This is a genomic window from Paenibacillus odorifer, assembly GCF_000758725.1.
GTDB classification, from domain to species: Bacteria; Bacillota; Bacilli; order Paenibacillales; family Paenibacillaceae; genus Paenibacillus_AQ; species Paenibacillus_AQ odorifer.
On the sequence record NZ_CP009428.1, the window covers coordinates 3926889 to 3953224 of the forward strand.

At 43.3% G+C, this 26336-nt stretch carries 17 protein-coding genes; 7 read left to right on the forward strand and 10 right to left on the reverse strand.

The features are described from left to right. Positions 1 to 308 precede the first annotated feature (308 nt). A complete protein-coding gene (locus tag PODO_RS17065) occupies positions 309 to 6128 on the forward strand; it encodes a right-handed parallel beta-helix repeat-containing protein (protein WP_052097102.1) in 5820 nt (1939 codons plus the stop codon). A 78-nt stretch (positions 6129 to 6206) separates the two neighbouring features. On the opposite strand, the gene PODO_RS17070 is transcribed toward PODO_RS17065, so the two are convergent. Further along, positions 6207 to 6986: an AraC family transcriptional regulator gene (locus PODO_RS17070; protein WP_038571704.1), complete on the reverse strand. Its 780-nt coding sequence runs from the start codon at positions 6984 to 6986 to the stop codon at positions 6207 to 6209. A 120-nt stretch (positions 6987 to 7106) separates the two neighbouring features. Here PODO_RS17070 and PODO_RS17075 point away from each other — a divergent pair, with 120 nt between their 5' ends. Next, entirely contained in the window at positions 7107 to 9023 is a 1917-nt protein-coding gene (locus tag PODO_RS17075) for a right-handed parallel beta-helix repeat-containing protein (RefSeq protein WP_038571706.1), read from the forward strand. A 54-nt stretch (positions 9024 to 9077) separates the two neighbouring features. On the opposite strand, the gene PODO_RS17080 is transcribed toward PODO_RS17075, so the two are convergent. After that, complete coding sequence (locus PODO_RS17080; protein WP_036688177.1) at positions 9078 to 9497, reverse strand: hypothetical protein; 420 nt, start codon at positions 9495 to 9497, stop codon at positions 9078 to 9080. Positions 9498 to 9794: 297 nt separating this feature from the next. Here PODO_RS17080 and PODO_RS17085 point away from each other — a divergent pair, with 297 nt between their 5' ends. Beyond that, complete coding sequence (locus PODO_RS17085) at positions 9795 to 10625, forward strand: MerR family transcriptional regulator (protein ID WP_038571708.1); 831 nt, start codon at positions 9795 to 9797, stop codon at positions 10623 to 10625. Between the two features lie 13 nt (positions 10626 to 10638). Then, positions 10639 to 11664: a serine hydrolase domain-containing protein gene (locus tag PODO_RS17090; protein WP_038571710.1), complete on the forward strand. Its 1026-nt coding sequence runs from the start codon at positions 10639 to 10641 to the stop codon at positions 11662 to 11664. Positions 11665 to 11745: 81 nt separating this feature from the next. Here the strand turns inward: PODO_RS17090 and PODO_RS17095 are convergent, their stop codons facing one another. Together PODO_RS17095 and PODO_RS17100 are read right to left on the reverse strand one after the other, a co-directional pair. Then, on the reverse strand, positions 11746 to 12135 hold the full coding sequence (locus PODO_RS17095) for a hypothetical protein (protein ID WP_036688183.1): 390 nt from the start codon (positions 12133 to 12135) through the stop codon (positions 11746 to 11748). Between the two features lie 131 nt (positions 12136 to 12266). Next, complete coding sequence (locus tag PODO_RS17100; RefSeq protein ID WP_038571713.1) at positions 12267 to 14012, reverse strand: glycoside hydrolase family 35 protein; 1746 nt, start codon at positions 14010 to 14012, stop codon at positions 12267 to 12269. A gap of 154 nt (positions 14013 to 14166) precedes the next feature. Between PODO_RS17100 and PODO_RS17105 the strand changes: the two genes are divergently transcribed. After that, positions 14167 to 15621 carry a sulfatase family protein gene (locus PODO_RS17105; protein WP_038571715.1) on the forward strand — a complete coding sequence of 485 codons (1455 nt, stop codon included), beginning with the start codon at positions 14167 to 14169 and terminating at the stop codon, positions 15619 to 15621. 72 nt (positions 15622 to 15693) lie between these two features. On the opposite strand, the gene PODO_RS32220 is transcribed toward PODO_RS17105, so the two are convergent. The 6 genes from PODO_RS32220 to PODO_RS17130 form a co-directional block, all read right to left on the reverse strand. After that, positions 15694 to 16308, reverse strand: a complete 615-nt coding sequence (locus PODO_RS32220) for a sulfatase/phosphatase domain-containing protein (RefSeq protein ID WP_342342219.1) — start codon at positions 16306 to 16308, stop codon at positions 15694 to 15696. A 29-nt stretch (positions 16309 to 16337) separates the two neighbouring features. Then, positions 16338 to 17192 carry a sulfatase-like hydrolase/transferase gene (locus PODO_RS32225; RefSeq protein ID WP_342342220.1) on the reverse strand — a complete coding sequence of 285 codons (855 nt, stop codon included), beginning with the start codon at positions 17190 to 17192 and terminating at the stop codon, positions 16338 to 16340. A gap of 15 nt (positions 17193 to 17207) precedes the next feature. Then, a complete protein-coding gene (locus tag PODO_RS17115; RefSeq protein ID WP_038571719.1) occupies positions 17208 to 19103 on the reverse strand; it encodes a beta-N-acetylhexosaminidase in 1896 nt (631 codons plus the stop codon). Positions 19104 to 19224: 121 nt separating this feature from the next. Continuing rightward, complete coding sequence (locus tag PODO_RS17120) at positions 19225 to 20856, reverse strand: extracellular solute-binding protein (protein ID WP_038571722.1); 1632 nt, start codon at positions 20854 to 20856, stop codon at positions 19225 to 19227. Between the two features lie 57 nt (positions 20857 to 20913). After that, positions 20914 to 21813: a carbohydrate ABC transporter permease gene (locus PODO_RS17125; RefSeq protein WP_038571724.1), complete on the reverse strand. Its 900-nt coding sequence runs from the start codon at positions 21811 to 21813 to the stop codon at positions 20914 to 20916. A gap of 24 nt (positions 21814 to 21837) precedes the next feature. Continuing rightward, positions 21838 to 22806, reverse strand: a complete 969-nt coding sequence (locus PODO_RS17130) for an ABC transporter permease (protein ID WP_038571727.1) — start codon at positions 22804 to 22806, stop codon at positions 21838 to 21840. A gap of 249 nt (positions 22807 to 23055) precedes the next feature. Here PODO_RS17130 and PODO_RS17135 point away from each other — a divergent pair, with 249 nt between their 5' ends. Further along, a complete protein-coding gene (locus tag PODO_RS17135; RefSeq protein WP_038571730.1) occupies positions 23056 to 24495 on the forward strand; it encodes a response regulator in 1440 nt (479 codons plus the stop codon). Further along, positions 24482 to 26260 carry a cache domain-containing sensor histidine kinase gene (locus PODO_RS17140; RefSeq protein WP_036688197.1) on the forward strand — a complete coding sequence of 593 codons (1779 nt, stop codon included), beginning with the start codon at positions 24482 to 24484 and terminating at the stop codon, positions 26258 to 26260. The genes PODO_RS17135 and PODO_RS17140 overlap by 14 nt, the downstream gene beginning before the upstream one ends. Positions 26261 to 26336: the final 76 nt, after the last annotated feature.

The window sequence follows — 26336 nt, forward strand, 5'->3', positions numbered from 1 at the left end:
TGGCGGGCGTAATTTTCGCTCAAACGATCGCGGACTTCCACTGCGAACGTACTTATCGGCAGTTTCGGCGCCCGTAACCACCACGCCAGCGTGCTAACCACCAACACCAAGCTCCGAAAACTCCACATAAGTAGCAGAAGCAAAGGCATAAACCGGGTGTCATTAACTCAGATTCTCCCTCTCCTACTGCATAAACAGCGTTATATGGCGTATTGATTATAGCTGTACGCTTTAGTGATAACGTATAATTTCGGATGATCAAGCTTAGCTTTGGTCAAAATCGATCATATAAGGAGAGGTTTTAATCATTGAGAAAACAACAACGTTTGTTAGCCATGCTCGTAACCTTCCTGCTTTTGTGTTCCTCTTTTCCGTTATCGATGTTTGCAGAGGAAGCACCTGATCCTTATGAAGGAATGATTAACATTCAAAGTGAATGGCAAGGCAGCGTATTTGGTGATGTTGGGGGGCAAGACAAGATTACTGCAGCCAACTTTGGCATTACGGAGAACACGGATGGATCAGCTACACTGCGAAGCTCGAACGATAGAGGCAAAGTATCGGGCAGCACGGAAGGTATCGCGTATTACTTTAAAGAGGTTGATCCAAGTGTTAATTTTGAGTTGAAGGCAACGGCTCACGTGGATGCTTGGACAGCCAATAACCAAGTTTCCTTCGGAATAATGCTGCGCGGAAATGTGTGGGATAACCAATTCGGAGCCTACTCTGGAGATTACGTCGCCGTGGGTGCTTTGGATCAAGAAATGAAAGCGCTTCACAAATTGCAAAATACAAGCCTACAGAAACTTGGGTACGTGTTTGATAACGCTAATCGCCCGGCCCAAGGAGAGAATTACGAATTAAGCATCAAAAAGACCGGAAATCTGTATATTGTCCGCATCGGTAATGAAATCAAAATGATCGAAAGCTTTGACGGCTCCATTCAATATGCGGGCCTTTACACCGCTAGAAATACTACGGTTACGTTCCGTAATATTCAATTCAGTCAAGAAGGTCAAATCGAGTTAGGACCTTGGGGCTTCAGCGCCTTCGGAGGCAACACTAGTCCAACTAAGAACCCCGAGCCTATAATTGAAAGTCCAACCTCTGTAACGATGACGACCTACGGCGGCAAAATCTCCAGCAGCGATGAGGGATTATCTTTTTATTCGAAAGAGATTCCGGTGGATGCGAACTTTGAACTGAAAGCGACCGCTTCAGTGATTGCTTTTAATAGCAATAGCACTGTCAGCACACCTAACCAGAAATCCTTCGGTCTTATGCTCCGCGACAGTATTGGGACGAACGGAGATACAAGCACAACTACTTCTAACTATGCGGCGATGGGTGCTTTGGATCAGGTAATGAAAGGTTTTTATAAAAAAGACACCCAAGTGAAGTTAAATCCTTTTAGCGATATCCAAGCCCCGTCCGCAGGAGCTGTATATTCGCTAAGTATTAAAAAATCAGGAGATACTTATCGATTAAGTGTGGGTGATCAGACCGAAATCATAACACTGGACGATACGTTCACAGATACTCTTTTTGCCGGAATCTATGTAGCTAGAGATGCAACTGTTACTTTCAGTGACATAGACATCCAGCTTGAATCCAAAATCGTAACCAGCTTAACCGCTGATACCAGCGCAATGACGAAAACCACTTATCTGGTTGGTGAATCCCTTGATTTGACTGGATTAGTCGTTAAGGCTATTTTTTCTGATGAGAGTGAGGCAGTTTTGTCTTCTACGGATTATATTGTTACAGGCTTTGATAGCAGCAAGGTTGGAGAAAATATCATAACCATTAACTACAACGGTGCTTTCGTGAGCATTCCTTTGCAAATCGTTCCATTATCTATGACCTCATTATCAGTGAAGTATTATCCAGCTAAAACCGTATATTATCCAGGGGATACGTTCGATCCAGAAGGTCTTGTTCTTGTTGCCAATTATAATGACGGCTTCTTGACCAAAGAACTGACCAGTGATCTTTATTCCCTCTCCATTAACGGACAACCGGTCAGCGATTTATTACCGTATCTATTTACGCAATCAGGCTCCACAGCGGTATCCGTTACTTCAACAGAGGCGCCGGCAATCACAACGACCTTTAATGTGGAAGTAAAAGCAGCGACGTTATCCGCTTTAGAAATTCGAAATGAACCTAAACAAACACTCTACTATATCGGTGACTCCCTCAAACTAGAAGGACTTGTAGTTTATGCTCATTACAGTGATGGTACACAGATTCGGCTGTTGAACAATGAATACAAAGTCTCTCCTCTCGACACCACGACATCTGGCGATAAAAAAATCACAATTACGCATAAAGGCTTAACAACCTCTTTTCAAGTTAAGGTCAACGTTAAAAAACTACTTGGCATCGAAGTCACCAGCTATCCTAAAACTACCTTTTTTATTAACGACAACTTTGACAGCAAAAATCTGCTCGTATCCAAAGTGTATGATAATTCAGATAGAGAGAAGCTAAACAGCTATACGCTCGACACTTCCAAGTTCGACAATCAGGCAGCTGGAGTGTATGAAATTGGTATACTCCCTACCGATTCTTCTATTAAGCCCATTACGTATTCCGTTACAGTAAAAGAAAAGATGGATCCCATTTGGAAAAGCATTCAATTCGGTCAGTCCACTTCAGCTGCTAACAATCAGACGATTGTCAACGAGGATGGATCCGCCCAGCTGATCGCTTTGGAAGGCGGCGGTAAAGTCACCGAAGATCATGACGGCATTACCTTCTATTACACCGAGCTAGATGCTTCGGAAGATAATTTCGTGCTGTCTGCGGATGTCCAAGTGTTGGCTTTTGCAAAAAATCCATATGACGGGCAAGAATCTTTTGGCATTATGGCACGTGACGTCATCGGCACACAAGGAAATTCTAGCGTCTTTGCATCCAATATAGCTGCCCTCGGTGGTTATAGCGGTGGGACGAAAAGCGATCTGGGCACACAGCTTTTTGTCCGCACTGGAGTTGAAAAAACGGATGGGACTGGCAGTAAAGGGATTCAAACCATCATGCTTCAAAAAGAACGTCCGGCACCTGCCAATACTGTTCCTGCAGCACCTTACCATTTAACGTTAGCAAAGACGAATAGTGGTTTTACAGGACAGCTCAATAATGGCCAGCAAGCTATTCATTTCACACCAGACATTCTTAGCGTACAGGATTCAAAAATGTACGTCGGATTCTATGCCGCTCGTTTAGCCACAATTAATGTAAGCAATATTCAATTAACAGTCACTTCAGCAGCTACAGATTCTCCTAAAATAGAACCACCTGCGATTCCCGTCACACCTAGCTTAAATATTCTTTCACTAAGTAAAACTTCAGATCCAGCTTACCAAATGATTGTACGCTCTAATGTCAACGGAACGGTGACGTTGAAGCAAGGTTCTACGATCATCGCTCAGGATATCGAGGCAATAGCTGGTAAACGTCTTTCTATTCCCACGAGACTTCTTGATCAAGGAGATACGAACTTTAGCATTACTTTTTTACCAGATGATACTCAGTATTTGACCTCTTATGAGAAGATTATCAGCAACTTTACCGTCACCCTAAAAAGTTATAACGAAGATGATGAGATCTACGTATCGCCCACCGGATCAAGCTCCGGAGATGGAACGATCAATCTCCCACTTTATATCGATACTGCGATTGATTTCGTTAAACCAGGTCAGCATATTATTGTGCTTGAGGGTCGTTATGTGCGGAAATCACCACTTGAGATTAAAAAGTACAATGATGGTAAAGCCTCCGCCAAAAAGTATATAGAAGCAGCACCAGGAGCAAGACCTATCTTTGATTTTGACAAAAAAACAGAAGGCGTTCTCTTGAGCGGAAACTATTGGCATGTGAAGGGACTTGATTTCACTCGCTCAGCTGGGAATACCAAGGGCTTTACAGTGGGAGGCAATTATAACATCGTTGAAAATAGCCGTTTCTATGCGAATGGTGACACTGGTCTACAAATCAGCCGAACAGATGGTACCGCGATAGAACTCAGTGAATGGCCTTCCTACAACTTAATTCTCAACAGTACCTCCTTCGACAACCGTGATCCATCCGACAATAATGCCGATGGCTTTGCGGCGAAATTGACTGCGGGTGTTGGTAATATTTTTAGAGGTTGTCTGGCGCATAATAATATCGACGATGGCTGGGACTTATATACGAAAGCAGGCTCAGGAGCGATAGGTTCAGTGCTGATTGAGCACAGCGCCGCCTTCAACAATGGGTTCTTAACAGACGGAACCGTAGGTGCCGGTGATAAAAATGGCTTCAAGCTTGGTGGCGAAGGCATTCATGTCACACATACCATTCGCGATTCAATCGCCTTTGGTAATGGCGCTTATGGTTTTACAAGCAATAGTAATCCAGGTGTGATCGCCATCAACAACATCGGATTTAACAATATGCGTGGCAATATAAGCTTCACCACTTATGATCACATTACTGCTGACTTTACGATTGACGGTTTCTTATCTTACCGAACTGCCAACATTGCAAAAGACCAATATCCAGCTTCTTTAGCTGCGGACAATAATTTCATGTTTGACGGTACGCGATCGGCGAATAAATCAGGTTTAGAACTGACCGATTCTAACTTTGTCAGCTTAAATCCTGTAGTCAATTACTCTCGGGATGCCGACGGGAATATAATCTGGGGCGATTTCTTGAAGTTCATTCCTTTTGATGGACCGGAACCAAGTCCGACGGCTTCTCCAAGTCCGACGGCTTCTCCGAGTCCGACCGCTTCTCCGAGCCCGACGGCTTCTCCGAGTCCGACGGCTTCTCCGAGCCCGGCGGCTTCTCCGAGTCCGACTGTTTCTCCGAGTCCGACGGCTTCTCCAAGTCCGACGGCTGCCCCGAGCTCAGGCAGTCCCGGATCATCGGTTGGAGATTCGGCCACTACTATACTCCATTTGGACGGTAGCGTAAGGATTGAGATACCTACTACTATGAATGGAGGAAAAACTAGTGCGATATTGACTGAATCTTCCTTACAAAAGATTATCGCTTTAGCCAAACCTAATTCTGCAGGCCATAATATCCTAAGAATTCAGCTTGCAGAGGAACAATCGTCAGATGATAGCTCATTTGAAGTCACTCTCCCTGCCGCTGCATTTCTTGTTGGAACTTCCACATTGCAGCTTGAGATCAATACAACACTAGCTACCTTTGTACTTCCGGATAATCTATTCCCGGCGAAGACACTGGACAATGTGAAGACAGTTACTTTGCTCCTCAAATCTGTCGATACAACAGGAAGTTTAAAGAAGCGATTGGGTGAACGTTTGCTTATTGATTACGAGCTACTTTTGGATGGTACAACAGTTCAATTAGAGAGCTTAAATTCAGCCATACAAATTGGGCTTCCTTATCTAGAAGCTGTACCTCCATTGAGCAACACCTTTATTGTAGTGTGGAACGTCAATGAGTACGGAGTCATCCAACCGGTATTAGGCGGGAATTATGATTCAGATAAGAAGCAAGCTATTTTCTCAACAACAAATTCATCTGGACAATACGCCGCCGTTTACAATCACAAAACGTTCAGGGATATAACAGATTCTCATTGGGCGAAGTTTATTGTAGAAGTACTAACATCAAAAGGTGTCATTAATGGTGTAACGGAAACAGAGTTTAGACCCGAACAGACTATTACACGTGCAGATTTCGCACTTTTATTAGTTAGAGCTTTAGGTCTATCCGCAGCAGAAGGAAATAGCTTTGCTGATGTGTCACCTAACGATTATTTTTATGAGGGACTTATGACTGCTCAGAAATTAGGGGTCGTTACGGGCCAAACCGACGGTCTTTACCACCCTCATGATTCCATCTCCAGACAAGAGATGTTTGTTATGGCAGCTAGGGCATTGAAGGCTGCAGAGGTATGGAAATCGAATACGACCTCTTCCTCTGCATTAGACGGCTACACTGACCATAATCAAATTTCTAATTATGCGGCAAATGATATTGCGGCGCTGGTATCAGCAGGTCTCATTAAAGGAGACTCTCAGCAGCAGCTTACACCAACTGCCCATTCCACACGTGCCGAAGCAGCCATGCTGATTTACAGAATTATGATGCAACAATAAAAAAAGAAGAACTCCAAGACCACTATACTCGTGGTTTTGGAGTTCTTTTTATCCTCTTCCCTACCCTCTTAAAGTCTTCTAGTTCATTTTCTTATCAGGCGGATTGGAAACCCGATACCCTTTCGGCGATTGATGGGTGATTTTCTGAAAATTCCGATGAAATGACCGTAAGTTGCTATAGCCGCAAAGGTTGGCGACTTCACCAATAGTCACATTCGAGTTTTTTAATATATAACATGCGTGTGAGATCCGATAGTGATTCAAGTAATCTGTGAAGGGTATTTTCATCAGCTGGACAAACAGCTTTGATAAATACGGGTAATCATATTGCAGATGTTTTGCTACAGCTTTTAATGTGCAATCGGCAGAATAATTTTGTTCTACAAAAAGCAGGATTTTATAGAGCACCTTTGTTTGCGGGGACTGTTTGACCGGAGCAAATGATGTCTGACAGATCAACCCCGCGCATACACCATACAGGAAACTTTTCTGGCTATAAATCGAATCCAGCTTTGAACAATCAGGTTCATTCACAGCATGGAGGACATTGTCAGTTGGAATAAAGCTTTTATAATTCATGTGAAAATCACCTATCAATTCTGTGGAAAAAAGGATCACCATAATCTCCGAAAAATCAATCGTCTCAAATTCATGCATCTGATTAGGAAAAATAAAAACCAGATCATTTTTCTGCACCTGATAGCTTTTCCCGTCAATGGTGATAGATAACTGCCCGTCGTTGACATAAATAATCTCAAATGCCCGATGAAAATGAAGTGGAAAATGATAGTTTTTCAAGGGAATGAGTTTAAAGTAATCTTTTTCGCCGACACCATGTTTTTCAAAAAAGGGCCACAAGTAGATTCTCCTTCACGAAAACACTAATTTTGTCTTAAAGTGTACTATATAAAGTATAGAACTAACAACGTTATTTCCTATAATATTGGATAAAGTCAACCAAGCGGAGGTTATAGGACAATGGAATATCACGTATCAAAAACTGGTTCAGATCAAGGTCAAGGTACTCAACATGATCCTTTTTTAACCATCAATAAAGCGGCTTCAGCAGCTGTGGCTGGGGATAAGGTTATCGTTCATGAAGGGATATATCGCGAATGGGTAAAACCGAGATACAAAGGATTAAGCGAACAAAGAAGAATTATTTATCAAGCCGCTGAAGACGAGCAGGTTGTCATAAAAGGCTCTGAACATATACAAGATTGGCAGCAGGTTGAGAATCATATTTGGAAAGTGATCTTGCCGAACACGTTTTTTGGCAGCTTTAATCCGTATGTTGAGGAAGTGTCTGGCGATTGGCTCGTCACTATAGAGGAGACAAGACACTTAGGCGATGTATATCTAAATGGCATGTCTTTTTATGAGGTCAGTCAGTATGATCAACTGGCAGCTCCCGTCGAAAAGCTGGAGTTCAAGGATCTCTGGACACATGAGATGGTTCCGGTCCAAAATCCAAAACAGACGACCTATGTTTGGTTTGCCAAAGTAAGCCCTGACCACACCACGATTTACGCTAATTTCCAAGGTGCCAACCCGAACAAAGAACTGGTAGAAATCAATGTACGCAGATCTTGTTTCTACCCTGAAGAAACCGGGATTGATTATATTACTGTAAAAGGTTTTGAAATGGCGCATGCGGCAACACCTTGGGCACCTCCAACGGCAGACCAGCCCGGACTGCTGGGCACTAACTGGAGCAAAGGCTGGATTATTGATAATAATATCATTCACGATGCAAAATGCAGCGCTATCAGTATCGGCAAAGAAGCTTCCACAGGCCATAATTACCGTACCATTCGAAAAGACAAACCCGGATATCAATATCAGCTTGAATCCGTCTTTACTGCTGAGCGTCAGGGCTGGAGCAAAGAATCGATCGGTTCACATCTTATCCGCCATAATACCATTTATGATTGCGGCCAAAATGCCATCGTCGGCCACTTAGGTTGTATTTTCAGCGAAATTCATCATAACCATATTTACAACATTGCGATAAAACGGGAATTCTGGGGCCACGAAATTGCCGGGATCAAGCTTCACGCACCGATCGATACTCACATCCACCATAACCGGATTCACGATTGTACTTTAGGTTTATGGCTGGATTGGCAGACCCAAGGGACAAGAATCAGTAAAAATCTGTTCTATCAAAATCACCGGGATTTGTTTATAGAAGTAAGCCATGGCCCCTACATTGTTGACCATAATATCTTGACAGCTAAACATGCTTTGGAGAATGTAGCCCAAGGTGGAGCCTATATCAACAATCTGATCGGCGGCAGGATGGTTCATCGTAAGGTACTAAATCGGTCCACGCAATATCATCTTCCGCATAGTACAAAAATTGCCGGTTTCTCACTTATTTATGGTGGGGACGATCGGTTCTATAACAATATCATTGTTGGAAAAGACGGATGGACAGGCGTAGGAACATCACATTTCAATAACTACACCACCTCTTTTGCGGAGTATATCGAGAATGTCCATAAGTTACACGGTGATCTTGAGGAGTTTGAACTCGTTGAACAGCCTATGTTTATTAATAACAACGCTTACTTAAACAGTGCTGAACCTTTCGAAAGAGAGAATGTAAAGCTGGTTGAGGAAAGCTTTGATCCAGACTTCTTTATTGTAGATCAAGGAGATGAAGGATTCCTTTCTATTGATCTGCCTGAAAGCTTCGTTAACTTCTTAGGTGAGGTACATTCAACTGAGACTTTGCCGCGGGTGCGCATCGTGGATGCCGAGTTTGAGAATCCGGATGGCAGCAATATAATTCTGGATACAGATTTTCTGGATAACAAGAAAGAGAATAAAAGCACTTTAGGACCTCTTACACTTTTGAATAAGGGCAAAAATTATATTAAAGTGTGGTGATCGGTAAAGCAGGTGGCAAGTCCACCTGCTTTTTCATTGCTATAATTGAGTCTGCTATTTAATATCCTTAATCTTTTGAATAGATACTTCGTTTTGTTCTATTAGGATCTGATATTCAACAATCTCTCCTGCTTTAAATTCTTCCTTAAATTCTTTACTGACCGAGTAATTATCTTTCGGATTGAGTGTAACCTTAAATAAATGCTTTCCATTATCTATGGGGAACTTTGCTACCCCACCATGCTTAATATTACTGTCGATTAAAGAGTTAATTTGAACGTCATTTCCTTCATCAACGGTAACAACTACACTTTTTAAAAATAACGGACTGTTATTCGTAATCAGCAAGTTATATTCTTGATCATCAGTTACATCTACATCTGTATTATTGGATATATCGGCATTGTTTTTTTCGCAACCCGATAACAGGACGATAAACAAAACGAATAAAGATACGTATTTTTTTCTAGACAAAATGTTCTCCTCTCCATTCCTATAATCTTTTCTTGTGAAAATCTTAACATGTTCTAGAAGTTTTATGGGAAATATTTGAAGGCTTTAGCTAAAATGATACACTCTAATAAATAAGGGTAGCCCCGTTGGCTACTCCTTTCTGAATGGCCATTTACCTATATATTGTCGTAACCTTGGAATCGGTTCACTATTTTGCTGTTGACTTTGACCTTAGGGTAAGGTGTTAAGTAGATCTAGAACCAAACATCGATGTTTTAGCTTGGAAGCTTAATTCAAACGAAAAAAGGAGATGACTTTTTGCTGTCGATTGGAGAATTCTCGAAGATATGCGAAGTTTCTACGAAGACGCTTCGATATTATGATGAGATCGGATTAATTCATCCCGATGAGATTAACCCTGAGAACGGTTATAGGTATTACTCCATCAAACAACTTAAAAAAATGCTTTTTATCAATCGTCTAAAAGCTTATTATTTCTCGCTGGAAGAAATCAGAGACATTTTGCAATGGGAACAGGATCATTCAGAAGAGAAGCTCTACTCAGCCCTTAATCTCAAGAAAAAAGAAATACAGGAGAAAATAAGTACTTATGAATACACCTTAAAACAAATCAATAGTGATGTATTAAATTTGGAGAAAGGTATCCCCATGATGTCCTACCTGAATGAGATAAAAGTAGAGCTTGTTGAAACTCAGCCTATGAATATTCTTTTTACGCGTCAGATGTTGAGCAGTGATGACTATGCGCTAGGTTATGGACATTATTTTAGCGGGCTATATGAAAAAATCGCCACTGAAAAACTCACTTTGCTCGGTACGCCAATAACAATTTATCACAGCCATGAATATAATCCAGCCGGAAATGATACAGAGTTTGCTCTCCCCATAGAAGAGGTTGTAAAAGGTACAAGAGATTTGCCTGATGCTCTTTGTGCGAGATCTGTTCTTAAAGGCGCCTATTCAGAATTGACCTCGGTCTATGCAAAGCTGAGAGAATGGATAGAAAATGAAGGTTATGAAATGGTGAATTCGCCCTATGAAATATATGTAACGGACCCGATACAAGCCGCTGTGCCTGAGGATCTGGTTACCGAGGTCTATTTTCCAGTAAAGAAAAAAAATTCATAAAGGAGTTACTTTCATGCTCAAAAACAATTATCCAACTTCAGATTGGCAAATCTCAGCCCCCGCAAACTTGGGAATGGATGCTGATTTGCTTTCAGAACTAGAATCAAGGATCAAATCCGAGTATAGCAATATCAACGGGATTGTTGTGATAAGAAGTGGAACTATCGCTTATGAAAAATATTATAATGGCGCTGGCCCGAATGACACACATCATGTGGCCTCTGTAACAAAAAGTATCATATCCGCGCTCATAGGCATTGCCATAGATGCTGGCTTTATTAACAATGCAGATCAAAAGGTACTGGAGTTTTTCCCGGACTATGTTCCAAACGCTGCTCAAGATCCGCAAAAACAAGAAATCACCTTGCACCATCTCCTTACGATGACCGCACCTTATGCTTTTGCAGATTGGCACGAACCGCTGGAGCAAATGTGTATGCAGCCTGACTGGGTAAAATATACGCTGGATATGCTAGGCCAACAAGGAACAATTGGGGATTTCAAATATTCTACCGCTGGAGCACATCTGCTTTCTGCCATCATCACGCGCAGCACTGGACAAAGTGCCCGTGAGTTCGCCAACGAACGTTTATTTAAACCTATCGGAATGAATGAAATCCCGGATTATGAGATGAGCTCATTTGGGTTCGATGATTTGTTTGGGGTAAATGTGAAGGGGTGGGTGGAAGACCCAAATCGTATCACCACAGGAGGATGGGGACTTACGTTGTCTCCACGCGATATGGCGCGTTTTGGTTTATTATATTTGAACCGTGGACAATGGGAGCAAAATCAGATCATTTCGGAGACATGGATTGAGGAATCAACAGCGATGAACCCTAATCATTACGGTTACTTGTGGTGGCTACGCGAAGAAGACGGGGTTTACACCTACTCAGCGTTAGGTGATGGTGGTAATGTCATTTGCTGCATTCCAGAAAAGGATCTTGTCGTAACCATCGCCTCAGAATTCACACTTCAGCCTCGTGACCGCTGGCCTCTGATTAAGGAGTGTATTATTCCGTCTGTAGTAGAGTAAAGAAGATAAAAAACATGCTGGTTGCCCCTTCATTCACAACTAGGAGAGCAACCAGCTGTCTACACTCTAAATCATATTGCTTCAAGGAAAAATAATATCACCTTCGTTGCTGCTTACATCAAAAAATCCAACTTTATGTTTTATAGCCAACTCCCGCATCGCCGTATAAGCTTCGTCAGCTACGGAATACGCAAAAGCCGCATAGATGACGGATGAGCCAAGCGAGTAGTCAGTTAACCGGTTATCCGTTCCGGCTTCCTCCATCGCCTCAAAAATCTCGTCCTCTACATTCATATTAGGAAATTGCTCAGACAACTCACTATAAAAGCGTTGCAGCGCCTCCGATAAAACCGATGGATCGTTATAGGCATGGTCTTCCGACCACTGCACTTGCTGCTCATACCACTCCATAAACGCTGCTCTCTCTTGCGGCGCTTTAGACGTCTCGAATGCCATCAAATCATAGCTCATTTAAAATCCTCCTCTAACCCACCCTAATCGTGCATTTTCAGTTCCTATAAATTGTTGGGCTGTTTTGATTATATATTAAAAATCATCAGACCCGTACTATAGAATCATGATACTTACTCAACCGTTAAATATCATGTGAGCTCCGGTGTATCTACAAAAGTAACCACTGGCTCCATTACGCCATGTAGTTCGAATAAGATAAGCTCGTTATCACCTTGACGCAGAAGCGGCGCTGGTAAGTATAGTGTTTTAGTTGGACCCTGCTCCCAGTAGCGCCCTAAATTAAAGCCGTTTATGAAAACCTGACCTTTACTCCATCCGTCCAGCCGCAAAAAAGTATCCTCAGGCTTACTGACTTGAAAGCTCCCCCGGTAAAAAGTAGGCTGCTGACGTTGCTCGCAATCTATCGGTGTGAATGATAATCCCTTAAGATTGGTTAAAGGCAAAGAATGAATGGTCCAATCATGCAGGAATTGATAGCCGAGTCTAACGCCACAGGTTATGCCTTTTGGATCACAAAGCAGCGGGCCATAATTTACACGCCCCATATTCTCCACAAGGATGTCGATCTGCAGTCCCTCCGTTGGAACCTCTAATGGAATTCCTCGCGGATCCCAGCGTTCAACTGTACCGACAAAGGCCCCATTCGCGAATACAAGCGCACGATCACGTACTTCTTGAAGGACGAGCTCCATACTGCTGCGGGGTCCACTGATCCTCGTCGAATATAAGATGAACCCATGATTCTGACCCAGTTTCTCCATTGGCTCGGGACATGCTCTATGTTCTGGGGTAGACAAAACGTCTAACTGAGTGAACAGTGGTGCTGCTTCTGTCATCAACACTTTACCATAAGCTTGTGACTTTAATAACGGCGGTAATTCCAGTGGCGGTAACGTTACGTATTTCTCAATTATTTTTCGTGCTGCATAGAATTTTGCAGTTGGCTTACCGGATTCGTCCAGCAGCGTATCATAATCGTAGCTGGTTACGATGGGCTCATATTTGTCAAAAAGATTTGCCCCATTCATAAATCCAAAATTCGTCCCCCCATGGAACATATAGAAGTTAACAGAGGCTCCTAAAGCCAGCATTTCATCCAAAGTCTCCGCTACTTCAGATTCGGGGCGTGTATTATGCGGTTTCATCCAGTGGTCAAACCATCCATTCCAGAATTCCATACACATCAACGGTCCCGTAGGCTGATATTCACGTAGTTTAGCAAAGGCTTCCTTTGCCCGTGAACCAAAATTCACAGTGGCGAACACTCCGTCAATCATACCGCCTTGGAGCATATGATCTTCAGCTCCATCTGAAGTAAACAGCAGAACGTCCATGCCGCGGGCGATCATTCCTGCTTTTAGATCATTCAGGTAAGTCTTATCACTACCAAAGCTTCCATATTCGTTCTCTACTTGAAGGGCAAGCACAGGCCCACCGTTAGTGCTTAACAAGGGCCGCAGACGTGGAAGCAACTCATCGAAATAGGCATCCAACTTAGATAAATAGACGTTATCATTACAACGCAGTTGTATGTTATTGTCCGCAAGTAACCAAGCTGGCAATCCACCGAATTCCCATTCCGCACAAATATAAGGACTTGGCCGCAAAATCACGTGCAAACCAAGCTCTCCGGCAAGTCTAACGAAAGCCTCGATGTCAGCAAATCCAGCAAAATTGAAGTTCCCCTCCTCTGGTTCGTGTAAATTCCAAGGAATATAGGTTTCAACAGTATTCAATCCACAAGCCTTCAGCTTCAGCAAACGATCCTGCCAATATTCCGGAACGATCCGGAAATAATGAAGCGCACCAGAAAGCAACCGGATGGGTTGTTCGTCCAATATAAAATGATCCCCTGATATGGATAACTTCCGCATATAATTTCTCCTCCAACATTGAGATAGACTATTTAATTATAGGTAATAAAAATATCAACCCATATGGACGATTCTAATGAAATATATGGAGAATTCATTGGTTGCTAGGGGCTTTTGTGATGCTATACACTATATTCATAGGGGGTTATTACGGATGTCAAAAAGAACTCATATTTGGTTAATTACCACAGATCAAATGCGCGCGGACGCACTAGGTATCGAAAACGCTTCCGTACTGACACCTGAACTTGACCAGCTTGCTTCGGAAGGCACACTCTTCACTGGCGCTTACTGCGCTAGTCCCGTTTGCACGCCTTCACGTTCTTCCATTTTTACAGGCAGGTATCCGCATGTTCATGGTGCCTGGAACATCGGTACCACACTCAGAGAAGACGAACTTACCTTATGCGATCATTTAAAGAAAGCGGATTATAAAACCATCGGTATAGGAAAGATGCATTTCCGCCCTCAGATGAAGGGGAACTTTTCACAAGAATATGAAGAGCCTGCTTATCGTGACCGCGGAAGAGCTTCCGATGGAACGTACTACGGATTTGATGAACATCATATTACGGAAGACAATTGTATCGGGGAATATATGGAGTGGCTTAGACAGCGTAACCCTGAAGTGGCAGAGCGTTTCAGCAAGGATCATTACAGAGCTTCTAATGCTCAAAACGATGTGTGGGAGAGCGAACTCCCTCCGGAGCTGCATCAGACTTATTGGATTGCTGAACGGAGTATCGATGCTATCCTCGCCCACAAAACCGAGCAACCGCTATTTTTATGGACCAGTTTCGTCGATCCACATCACCCCTTTGACCCTCCAAAAGCTTACGCGGATATGTACGCTGACACTGACATTCCATCTCCAGCCAGAGAAGCAGATGACGTGCATCTTCGTCCTCCACATCTGCTGCGTCAGAGTCAGGGAGGATATTGGCCTGGTGGCGGTGAGGAGCATTCTCTTGATGAAGCGCATATGAAACGGCTCACCCGAAATTATTATGCGATGATTACCTTCATTGATGCGCAGATCGGACGTATTATAAAAGCTTGGCGTCAAAAAGAAATGTACGATGATGTAGTCATCCTCTTTACCAGCGATCATGGAGAACTGCTCGGTGACCATGGACTAATTTACAAGGGGCCGTGGTTTTATGAAGGGTTAACACGAATCCCGATGATCGTACGCGGTCCTGGGATTGCTTCCGGGCAACGGGTCCCTGCTTTGATGGAACATGTTGATATTGTCCCCACACTGCTTGCAGCCGCAGGTCTCAAAACTCCCTACGGAATTCAAGGTGTGTCACAGATGGAGGTGCTGGCTGGAAGAGAGTCCCATGTGCGCAATTCTGCCCTGACCGCTTATATTGCTCATGACCGCGGCATTAACGCTAAGTGTTTGCGTACAACACGTTATAAGCTGGTGATTTTCGCAGGTGAGACCTACGGCGAATTGTATGATTTGAAAGAGGATCCTCATGAAAACTCCAATCGTTTTGAAGATCCCGATTATAGTGATATTCGCCATTCGATGGTTGAATTGCTCGTCCATCGAATGATTCAAGATCAGGACCCTTTGCCTGAACGCCGGAGTAGCTGGTAAATTCACTAACCTTTCTTTATATCCGTAACAGACGTAGGGCAACCTGTGAGTTCTGGTTGCCCTATGTTATGATTATTTCCCCAATTGGGATGCCTTTAGAATATGAGATATTGGGCGTCCGGCAATCCATTCGCCGTTGTTTACAAACCCTTCCTCTCGTCCCTCCAGCTCGTGAATAAGACGCTCTCTCCACTCTTTTATACGCTCAAATTTATCAGTACAGCCTATCGCATTAATCTTCTCTGAGGGGTCTGCCGCTAGATCAAAATACTGCTCTTCCCCTGTCTGAGAATACCAAATAAATTTCTCTCTTCCATCCGTTAAGAAGTGGTGGGACTTTTCTCCATAGGCTTGTTCCCCATGAATATAAGATCGCCATAATGTCTGATCTCCCCTGCACAGCGGCAACACACTTTGCCCTTCTACTGGAACTGGTATTTGGACGCCAGCAGCTTCAAGAAATGTGGGCATAATATCGCGAAGCTCTACAATGGAATCAGGCCGGGAGCCTGCAAGAAGTCCAAGCGTTTCTCCCGGATCAAACACTATGAAAGGAATCTTAGCACTTCCTTCATAAGGAAGAGATTTGCGGAAGTAATGGTGATCCCCCATCATTTCACCATGATCAGAAGTAAATAGAATCAAAGTTTCATTTAAAACTCCATACTCCTGCAGCCCATTGATCAACCTCCCAATTTGGTCGTCAAGATGCGTAATTAGCGCGTAATCGCCGCACGGGCACGATCCAATCTGCGCTTTGGCAAATTAGTGAACGAAGAAGTTGGATCCTTAGCTCCGTTTAAGGCCGCACTCTCGTCCACCCAGTCTCCGATTGGAGGATCGGGAAATTCCAAGTCCTTGTACATATCTAGATAACATTGTGGCGGATCCAATGGGGAATGCGGGCGAACGAAGGAAGACCATAAGAAAAATGGTTTCCCAGGGTCCCTTCTTCGCAAAAAGTCTAGCGACTCGGTCACGCACCAATTCGTGGGATGCATCGCTTCCGGCAAGTGCCAGGGGCGGGCAACCGTTGAGGCGTTGCAATCAAGGCCTAAATCAGTGATATCCGAGTTAGCATTAGTTTGTCTTCGCAGCCACTGCAAATAATCATCCACTTGATCATAGTGTTCATCCTGTAACGTTTTGCTCTTATCCCGATTGTAGTGAAGATATCCATCATGAAGCACCACATTATGGAATCCACATAGATTACGTGCAGGATACACATGCATCTTGCCAACACACTGCGTATGATAACCAGCTTGAGCAAGCTCTCCGGCAATCGTATGGGCGTAATTCCATTCAACCTTATCCCGATAACCAACCCGCCCATGTGATCTTTGCCCCATTCCTGTCATGATAGCAGCCCTGGCGGGAATACAACTGGGGGTAGCCGAGTAAGCGTGCTCAAATAAGATCCCCCTTGATGCCAGAGCGTCCAGGTTGGGTGTCTCAACGACGGGATGTCCCATAATGCTCAGGCAATCAAAACGCATCTGATCTACGGTGATAAGCAAAAGGTTGGGCTGCTTTGTGCCCTTTTGATGGTCCAGATTAGTATCAATCATAACCTCACCCCCTCCTTAAACCCCAGCGATCACGGATGGTGTTGCAATCGTGTGCCATAAATTCGCACTTATCGTCCTGGGGTCGCCCTCGTCAACAAGACCGTCGAACGTCAGAAGCTCCTCTTCTAATTCAGCAATCTGCTCCACGTTCCCTTCGACATAACGATTGATTCGATGAATCGCCGTTCTGATTCTCTCAAGCATTCCTCCCATACGAAGATCAAAAACATCAAGACCAAATACCTTATTTTCCAGCTCCCATTGCACTCGATAGTCGTCCATGAATTGTCTGGCCAAATCAGATAATTGTGGCAAAGTCACCTTGGCAAAGTGAGCCAATTCCTCTAAATTCCCCCGATGATAAGCGTCGCGTATAGAAATCCCGATTTCGCTATTTATTTCGAGCAAGCGACACAAGCTGGCTTGTACAGAGAATAAGGATTGCCAAGGCGAATTGCGAGTGATCGCCTGTTCGAGCTTTTCTGCACTTTGCTGATAATGCTTCGAATACGCGTTAGGAATAACATGTCGATCAAACAAACCACACAAAATATCTTGATAAAGCAAGTATTTAGCCGGATTGATAGAACATCCCCCCGGAGCCGAATTACCCGGAACCAGGTTGGCCGCATCAAGTGCCATAAAGTCATCATAATTGCCTTGCACACAGCTGCTGAATCTTTCTTTGACATGGTTCTCCACGAAACATCCCGTGTAGCTCAGCTCCGCCCAAAGTTGAAGGGTAGGAAGAACCGAGAAAACGGAAGCTTCAGCGCCATTATCTCCCCATGCGGTAATCAACACTACTTGAATTCCATGCTTAACACAGCTATCATGAGCCAGCAGACTGACATGGCGACTGAATTCATTGTTTGGAGCGAAGCCCATCCATTTCCAAGCACCACCTGCAAATCCAATATGATCATTCAGCTGCTTATGTTTGCTTAACATCCCGTCGTATTTCTCCTGCGTTTCCGAATAATAATCCCAGTAGATCAAGGTAACATCTTCAGGAATCAGCTTTACAATATCAGGGCTAATTGGACTTTCAGCATCGTAATATTCTCCGGAACTGGCCAGACGGAAAAACATGTCGCTCCACATCATCGTCTGGAAAGCATATTTTCTGGCGATCTCCATAACAGTGCTAAAGTGTTTTAACATTAATGAAGATCGATCCTGATACCCATGCTTATCCAGGTATTTACCAAGTCCCATCATATGAGCTTCGTCCATCCCGATATTTATGCGGCGACTGCTTACATGAGCCGACATAAAAGCAAACATTCGATCAATTAACTCATAAGTTCTGGGATCATCAATAAGGAGAATATCCTGGAAATCCACAAGCGGTGCATGTGCCTGCCATTTCAATGCTTGGCCGAGATGGGCCAGGGTCTGAATACAAGGAACCAGTTCTATGCCAAATAACGCGGCATACTGATCCAGCTCCCGAATTTGATCTCCAGTATATCGGCCTCGCAAATAGCCGAAATAAGGGTATCCCTCCAGTTCGTAGGTGTCTTCCGAATACAACTGAACCGTTGAATATCCCATAAGCGCTAAACGCCGGATCAATTCCTTATATCCTTGATAGTTAAGAACCGCATTTCGCGAACAGTCTACCATGAAGCCTAACTGTTCATAAACCGGCCGTTCATTAATTTCAACTCGTTCTCCACGGCGTACGTTCTCAAGAAATCGGCTGAGTGCCCGGATCAACTGATGTTCCTGTCCATACGCAATGATGACTTGAGCCTCATCGTAAGATATTCGAAAGCCCTTCCCTTGCTTAATACAATTCACTGGTATCCCTGAGCGTTCCATTCGTATACTCAATATTCCCGCTACTTCTGAAACTGCTGCTAACTGTTTCTCGGTTAACCCGGTCAAGTGAATGCTAAGTTTCATAAACTTTACCCTCCCAATCTTATAAGTATGCGGTTAGTAGCGCCGCACAGTCTAAACCATACTTCAAATAATTAAACGGAAGATCCGGGCTACTTCCGCCCGGATCTTCTCTATCCATCCATTATTCAATACCTTGTTCCTTGGCCTTCTCATTTACTTCCTCTATCATTTTATCAAGGCCTTTAGCCTTATAATCGTTCACAATGCTATTCCAGTAACTCTCAACGGGTTCTTTAGAAAGCATGATCTTAAGCAAATCATCATGGTCAAGCACAGTAAATTTATCCTTTGTTGGGGTGGACATATAAGTTAACCGAATGTCGTATTCTGGCACCTTTGTATTGTTCTGAATCCAGTCGATGTAATCGACAGCTTCTTTGCGGATTCCTTCGTTAGCAATCGTCGGGTTATCCATGTTATAGCTATCTGAAGTTTCATAAGCTACCAAATTCTTCAGAAATCTGCTAGCTGGATACTTCTCATTTAACGAACCCTTTTCAATGACAACCTTCTGCCCATTTTCGAGCTTATAATCTACACCTTCGATGCCATAAGTCAACAGATCCTTGCCTTCAGGAGACAACACATAATCATAGAGTGCCATGATGCGATCCATCTTTTTATCGTCAATCTTATTGCTGAAATAGCTTTCTGACCAGTATGTTTTAAAGATGGAATGTGAACGTTCACCATCAGGACCGATAAGCGGCTTGAGCGCCTTCACGCTCTCCGTCATATCCTTATCCGGATAAGCTGTTTTCCAGCGTTTTTCATACATATCGCTATTTAAATTTATGAAACCTCCACCGCTCAGGAGAGCAGCTGCTTTGCCTGCTACGAAATTGTCATAGGACTCTGCTGGTTTAACAAGCGCGATGTCTGGATCGATCAATCCTTTTTCGTACATATTCTTCATGTTTTGCAGCGCTGGCAGCGCATTTTTAGAGAATACAGCAGGGATAAACTTTCCATCCTCTTTGATCCATTTAAAATCACTGCCGCTTCCATCACTAGTAGCAACCGGGTTGCCATACAACCAGAAGAATCCGCCCAGCATCTTGGTAGTTGTCGTCGTAAGACCAGTAACATGCTTGCCTTCCGGATCCGACTTTACGATTGCATCAAGCATGGCTTCAAACTCTTGCCATGTCTCTGGTTCTTTGGTGATCCCAGCCTTTTGAGCAAGATCCCAACGATAGAAAACCATACGGTCCAGTGCACTCCAATCGACACTCGGGAACATCCGGCGAGGTACAGTATAATACTTTCCATCTACTCCTAATCCTTTAATATCTGGCGATTCGAAGTATTTTGCAAGATTCGGATACTTTGAAAGATCCGGGAGCGCTTTAACAACGCCTTGATTCACCCATTTGCGCTGATATTGTGTACCGACGGCGTCGATCGCGAAAATGTCTGGCAATTGGCCGGAGGCGGCCCACATTTGAATCTTCTGGGTATAGTCATCCCAAGACAAATTGACAGGTTTTAGTGTGATGTTGAATTTCTCCAACACTTGTTTAGCGATCGGGTCCTTTTCGAGGTTAGCAATCTCGGCATCCGCATCCCAAAACCCAAGAGAAATAGTCATTGGATCCTTGTAAGGATTATCCGTAGAGTTAGAAGAATTCGGAGATGTTTCACCGTTTGAACCAGCCTGCCCTTTGCCGTTATTGCCTCCACCGCAAGCCGTGAGTACTGAAGCGAACAAAGTTATACATAATGCCAATGTCATTATTTTCTTTCTATGCATGCTTGAAACCTCCCTTTATACTATTTTAGGATAGAATTAATCTATTTAAAATCTTTCTTATCCTTTTATTGAACCCACCATAATGCCTTTATTAAAATGCTTCTGCAGGAACGGATAAACAACAATAATCGGAATACTCGAAACTACAATCGCTGCCATTTGAAGTGCAGGTGTGTAGACCTTCCCCGTCTGCTCCTGCTCGGCCATCGTTTGTGCCATTTGGCTTAGCAAGGAATTCGAAGTAATAAGTGTCTCCCGTAGATAAATCTGAAGGGGTGCTTTTGCCGCGTCACTGATAAAAATTAATGCATACCACCATTCATTCCATCTTTCCACAGCATAGAACAAAGCAAAAGTCGCCATGAATGGAGCAGATATTGGAATAATGATTTTGAAAAGAATGTACAGATCATTCGCCCCATCCAGCTTAGCCGATTCTTCCAAGCTTTCTGGAATGGTATTGAAATAGTTTTTCATAATGATTAGATAAAACGTATTGAGACCCGCAGGGATGATCATGACGAGTATATTGTTTACGAATCCTAGATCCTTAACGACTAAGTAAAAAGGAATTAAACCGCCATTGAAAAACATAGTGAACAAGATCAAGCTAAGCATTATGTTTCTGCCGGGCATACCCCGCTTGGATAATGCATAAGCTCCCGCCACAGAGATTGTCATGCTGAACAACACGCCAACCACTGTTACGATGACAGAATTAAAGATGGAAGTCCAAAACTTCATATCCTGAAGCAAAAGCTTGTAAGCGGACAGGTCAAACGAAAGCGGAAAAATATAAAAGTCGCTTTTACTAATCGCTTCGAACTTTGCCACAGAGATAATAAGAACATTATAGAAGGGAAAAAATGTTACTATTGCTAGGAGCCCCAGCACCACGAATGCGGCGATATCGAAAACACTCCACTTTTTTCTCTTTTTAAACGTTGTGTCGGTCACTTGCTTCTCCCCTTTTCCTGCAGATTAATACAGTCCTTCCTCGCCCATCTTCTTAGCGAACGTATTGGCCGCCCATAAAAGGATTAGGCTGATAATGGACTTTACGACACCCACGGCGGTCATATATCCAAAGTCTCCTCCAATCGTGAATGAAGTCCGATAAATGTAAGTATCGATCGTGTCGGCAACCGAATATACCGGCGAACTATACAGGTTGAAAATTTGCTCGAAGCTCGAACCTTGGGTTAGTAGTTGTCCAACTTGAAGGATTAGCAGGACTGCGACTGTACTTTTCAAACCCGGCCATGCGATGTTTAGCAAACGGCGAAACCGGTTCGCTCCGTCTACTTCAGCCGCTTCAAACAGCTCAGGATTGATCCCTGCCAGAGCCGCCAGGTAAATGATTGAATCCCAACCGATCTCTCGCCACACATGCGTGATATACAGAACGGGTCTGAATGCACTTTCATCGACAAGAGGAGAATTCGGATCTCCACCAAACAGCATGATGATCTGGTTATAAATCCCGTCTTTGCTTAAAATATTGATAATAATCCCCGACAGTACAACCCACGATATAAAATGCGGGAACGTCAGGATCGTCTGAAAAAACCGCTTCATTTTTGTCCTGGAAAACTCATATAAAACAATCGCCAGGATAATGGGCATCGGGAAATGAGTGACCAGCTTCATCAAGCTGATAATGACCGTATTCCAAAACGCCTTGCGAAAATCGGGGTCGGTCAGCAGCGTTTGAAAATTCTCCAATCCAACCCAAGGACTGCCCAGAATCCCCTCACTGTAATTAAATGTTTTGAACGCTAGCGTTACACCGTACATGGGAGCATAGCTGAAGAGGGCGTACCAGATTAACACCGGTAGAACCATAAGGTAAAAATACTTGTACTGTAAAATCGTTTTCCCTAAACTTTGCTTTGGAGCAAGAGTTTTTAAGCTTCGCTTAGGCGTTCGAGTGGTTACAGAATCAGCCAATCTTCTCCCCACCTTTCTGTATGAGATTGTTATGCTTGTAAGCGATTTATATGGTAAATTATATCGGGAGTGTAAATTCTCTTGTATAGAGAATACAACTCCGGTCATGTGGATTTTTCACACCTTTGCGGGAGACCTTCCTGTAGCACGTAATATCGGACATAGTGAGCGTAAGATAGTCCATACCCCCCATGGTCCACAATCGCTAGGATAAATCTAAGAGCTCTATAAAGAGAGGGGGATTCACTTATGCGTTCAGTAATTATTGCAGATGATGAGAAGTGGATTGTAGAAGGAATTAAAGCAGGAGTGAATTGGAAGAAATACGGCTTTGAAGTGATCGACGATGCCGAAAACGGGCAAGAAGCCCTTCAATTAATTCAATCGCTTCGCCCCACCCTTGTTCTAACAGATATCAAGATGCCTGTTATGAATGGACTAGAGCTCATTCAACGTGGCAAGGCCATCGCGCCTGATACGATCTTTATCGTACTCAGCGGACATGCCGAGTTCGCTTATGCACAAAAAGCAATGAATTATGGTACTTTCGGATATTGTCTCAAACCCTTTGAAATCGAAGAAATTGAAGGTATGCTCAACCGAATAGCCCAGCAACACGATTCCAAGACAGTTAAAGAACAACCTATCCACGACTTCGAACTTTATGAAGCGGTTTGTTCCGGAGATCTTGAACGAATTAACTTATGGTTGGATGAGAAGAAAATACCCTTGTCGAAAGATACCCCTCATATCCCCATTGTTATCCAAGGGTTAAGTTCACCTGTAGATGTCAGGCAGTTCTCTTCCCTGTGTTTCCCAATGAGCCGCCGTCGGTATGGTTACTTATTGGAAGAGTGCCAATACGAAGTCTTCCTCCAGGGTCTTGAACAAACAGAAGTTGTACAAGAATGCGGAGTCGGGATCGGTCCTCCTATTTCGGATATACACCAATTGGATGCGTCTTTAGAGTCCGCCTCTCATGCTGCTTTCAGTATGTTCGCAACGGGGATGCCCGGATGTTACCGGGTGAATCCACAGCAGGAAATAACGATCGACGAGAAACTCAAAGAGATTTCCCGGATTCTTCATAATAAAGACCGGCTCGGTTTCATAGCAGCCATGGAATCGATAAAGAAATTATTCAAAGAGGGAACGTTCACCATTAAAGAAGCCTATTTGCTCTATACATCGATCCTCTACTTATTTCCTCGGGAAGGGACTCGGGTTAGCGGCCGTTTTTTTGAAGGATATGAACAGCTCTATTATCGGTACGGCACGGCTGAAGCTATGATTGATGATCTGATTCTTATGACACTTGATATTTTTATGAACAGAAACGAAACTGATATTTCACGAATCTCAAACCACAAAGTCAAAGAAATCATGTTATACATCCGCAACCATTTCAATCAAGAAATTTCGATCCAGCATTTAGCCAATCAGTTTTTTTTAAGTCCAAATTATTTATGCCAATTATTCAAAAAAGAGGTCGGCGAGACCATCATCGAACATATCAGTCGTTTACGAATTGAATACGCTTGTAAAACGCTGATCAAAACCAACCTTTCCATTTACCAAATCGGTGAGAAATGCGGTTTTCAGGATTATTTCTATTTCACACGAATTTTTAAACGGCATCTCAAAATGACACCTACACAATATAGGGAACAAAACAATGAAGACATTTAAGAGACTATCCATCCGAACTCAGGTTTTGCTATTCGGGTTATTTATTGTTGCCATTATCCCAATCATCGTTTCACGAGTCTACCAACTATCAAGCGAAACTATCATTAATCAAAATACGCAATACAATACAGAGCTGGTCTCCCTCCTCAAGCAACGGATTTCTGACAACTATGCCAACGTTTCTTCCATGATGATGAATGTGGGTTACGATTCGACCGTCCAAAAGTTCCTAGTCGAGAATGATAAGCTTCGAGTCTACGATCTATCCCAAAAAGTTGAAGGATTGTTGAGCATCGCCCGAAATATGAACACGGATATCTTAGATATTATTGTTATCGGCAGCTCAAACACACGTATTTCCTTAGCAGGAAGAACAAAATATGCTATCGATCTTATGAAAACAGCTGAGGAGGATGGAATCGTTCATTATCGCGGATACAGTCCTCCAGACAAAGTCATCGACAAGAGAAAACTGCTTTTCGGGATGAACATCTTCGCTTCAGGTGACACGTCCCTATATGGTGAAAAAATTGGCTATCTCGCAGTTATTGTAGATATGAAGGCCATTCAAACTGAAATTTCTGAGTATCCCCGATTGGTCGGAACCAGCTTTTTTATGATGGATGATAAAGGCATGATCTACTCTAATAGCAATGAGCCGGAGGATATGCTCCAGCAGTTTCAAACTCGGGCAACTGGAAGGGATGGAGAGTCCATCGTCGAGACAGTTCATGGAAAGAAATATGCCATTCAGTCCTTTAGCTTACCGGAGATCTCTGGAAAAATCATAACCGCTGTTCCTGTCCATAATTTAATGAAAGAACTGGAGAAATTGAAGAAGGTCAGCTATGCTCTTCTAGCCTTAATCTTGCTGGTCGTCTCTATTCCTTATTCTGTGCTTATGATGAATCTCTTAAGGCCGTTGTCTAGACTTATGCGCTATATGAATCAATTAAAGGGCGGAAGTCTGGGGATATTGAACAACAAGGTCGATTTAAAGGGCTATGCTGAGATTGAAATCATCTCCCGACAGTTCAACGATATGACCACACGGATCCACGATTTGACGGACCAATTAATCGATGCTTCAACTCAACTTTATCTGACCGATCTGGAAAAGCAGCGGGCGGAATATTCGTATTTACAAAGTCAAATTAATCCGCATTTCTTAAGCAATACTTTAGATACAATCAAGGGCGTTGCGATCGTAAAAGGAAATCGGGATATCTTCGAGATGACTACCGCCTTAAGCACAATGCTCAAGTACAGCATCAAAGGCAAAGAGGAGGTAACTCTTGGGGAAGAGCTGAAAATCGCGGAATCTTGTGTGAGGATTTACCAAGGCCGTTTCCCGGACAAATTTACTTACAAGCTATTGTGTCCCCAGGAATGGTTACACATTCCCGTGCCTAAAATGATCCTTCAACCTATTGTTGAAAATGCGCTTGGTCATGGGCTTGAGGCACAAGGACAAGGAATTTTGCTGATCTCCGTAGAGAAAAACGAAGCGGGGCTACTTGAAATCGTGGTAGAAGATAATGGTGTAGGCATCGATACAACAAGACTGGAACAACTTACGGAGTTGCTGGCTGGTAAGAATATAGAATCAGGAGATCATATCGGTCTCCTAAATGTCAATAATCGTCTAAATCTTAAGTATGGCGATCCTTGCGGCGTTCTGCTGTATAGTAAGGAGGGTAGCGGGACGAAGACCGTTTTGAGGCTTCCCGGATCTTTAATAGATCCACAAAAAGCGAGAACATAAATAGGGAGGTTGCCCATTCAGGGCAACCTCCATTTCGTATGTCTTTCATTCGTCGCATTTACTAGGATATTATTAA

Bases quoted from the DNA above. Each gene is read 5' to 3' on its own strand.
- PODO_RS17105 (WP_038571715.1), top strand. From the start codon at position 14,167: ATGTCAAAAAGAACTCATATTTGGTTAATTACCACAGATCAAATGCGC.
- PODO_RS17120 (WP_038571722.1), bottom strand. From the start codon at position 20,856: ATGCATAGAAAGAAAATAATGACATTGGCATTATGTATAACTTTGTTC.
- PODO_RS17075 (WP_038571706.1), top strand. From the start codon at position 7,107: ATGGAATATCACGTATCAAAAACTGGTTCAGATCAAGGTCAAGGTACT.
- PODO_RS17115 (WP_038571719.1), bottom strand. From the start codon at position 19,103: ATGAAACTTAGCATTCACTTGACCGGGTTAACCGAGAAACAGTTAGCA.
- PODO_RS17135 (WP_038571730.1), top strand. From the start codon at position 23,056: ATGCGTTCAGTAATTATTGCAGATGATGAGAAGTGGATTGTAGAAGGA.
- PODO_RS17140 (WP_036688197.1), top strand. From the start codon at position 24,482: ATGAAGACATTTAAGAGACTATCCATCCGAACTCAGGTTTTGCTATTC.
- PODO_RS17100 (WP_038571713.1), bottom strand. From the start codon at position 14,012: ATGCGGAAGTTATCCATATCAGGGGATCATTTTATATTGGACGAACAA.
- PODO_RS17090 (WP_038571710.1), top strand. From the start codon at position 10,639: ATGCTCAAAAACAATTATCCAACTTCAGATTGGCAAATCTCAGCCCCC.
- PODO_RS17095 (WP_036688183.1), bottom strand. From the start codon at position 12,135: ATGAGCTATGATTTGATGGCATTCGAGACGTCTAAAGCGCCGCAAGAG.
- PODO_RS32225 (WP_342342220.1), bottom strand. From the start codon at position 17,192: ATGATTGATACTAATCTGGACCATCAAAAGGGCACAAAGCAGCCCAAC.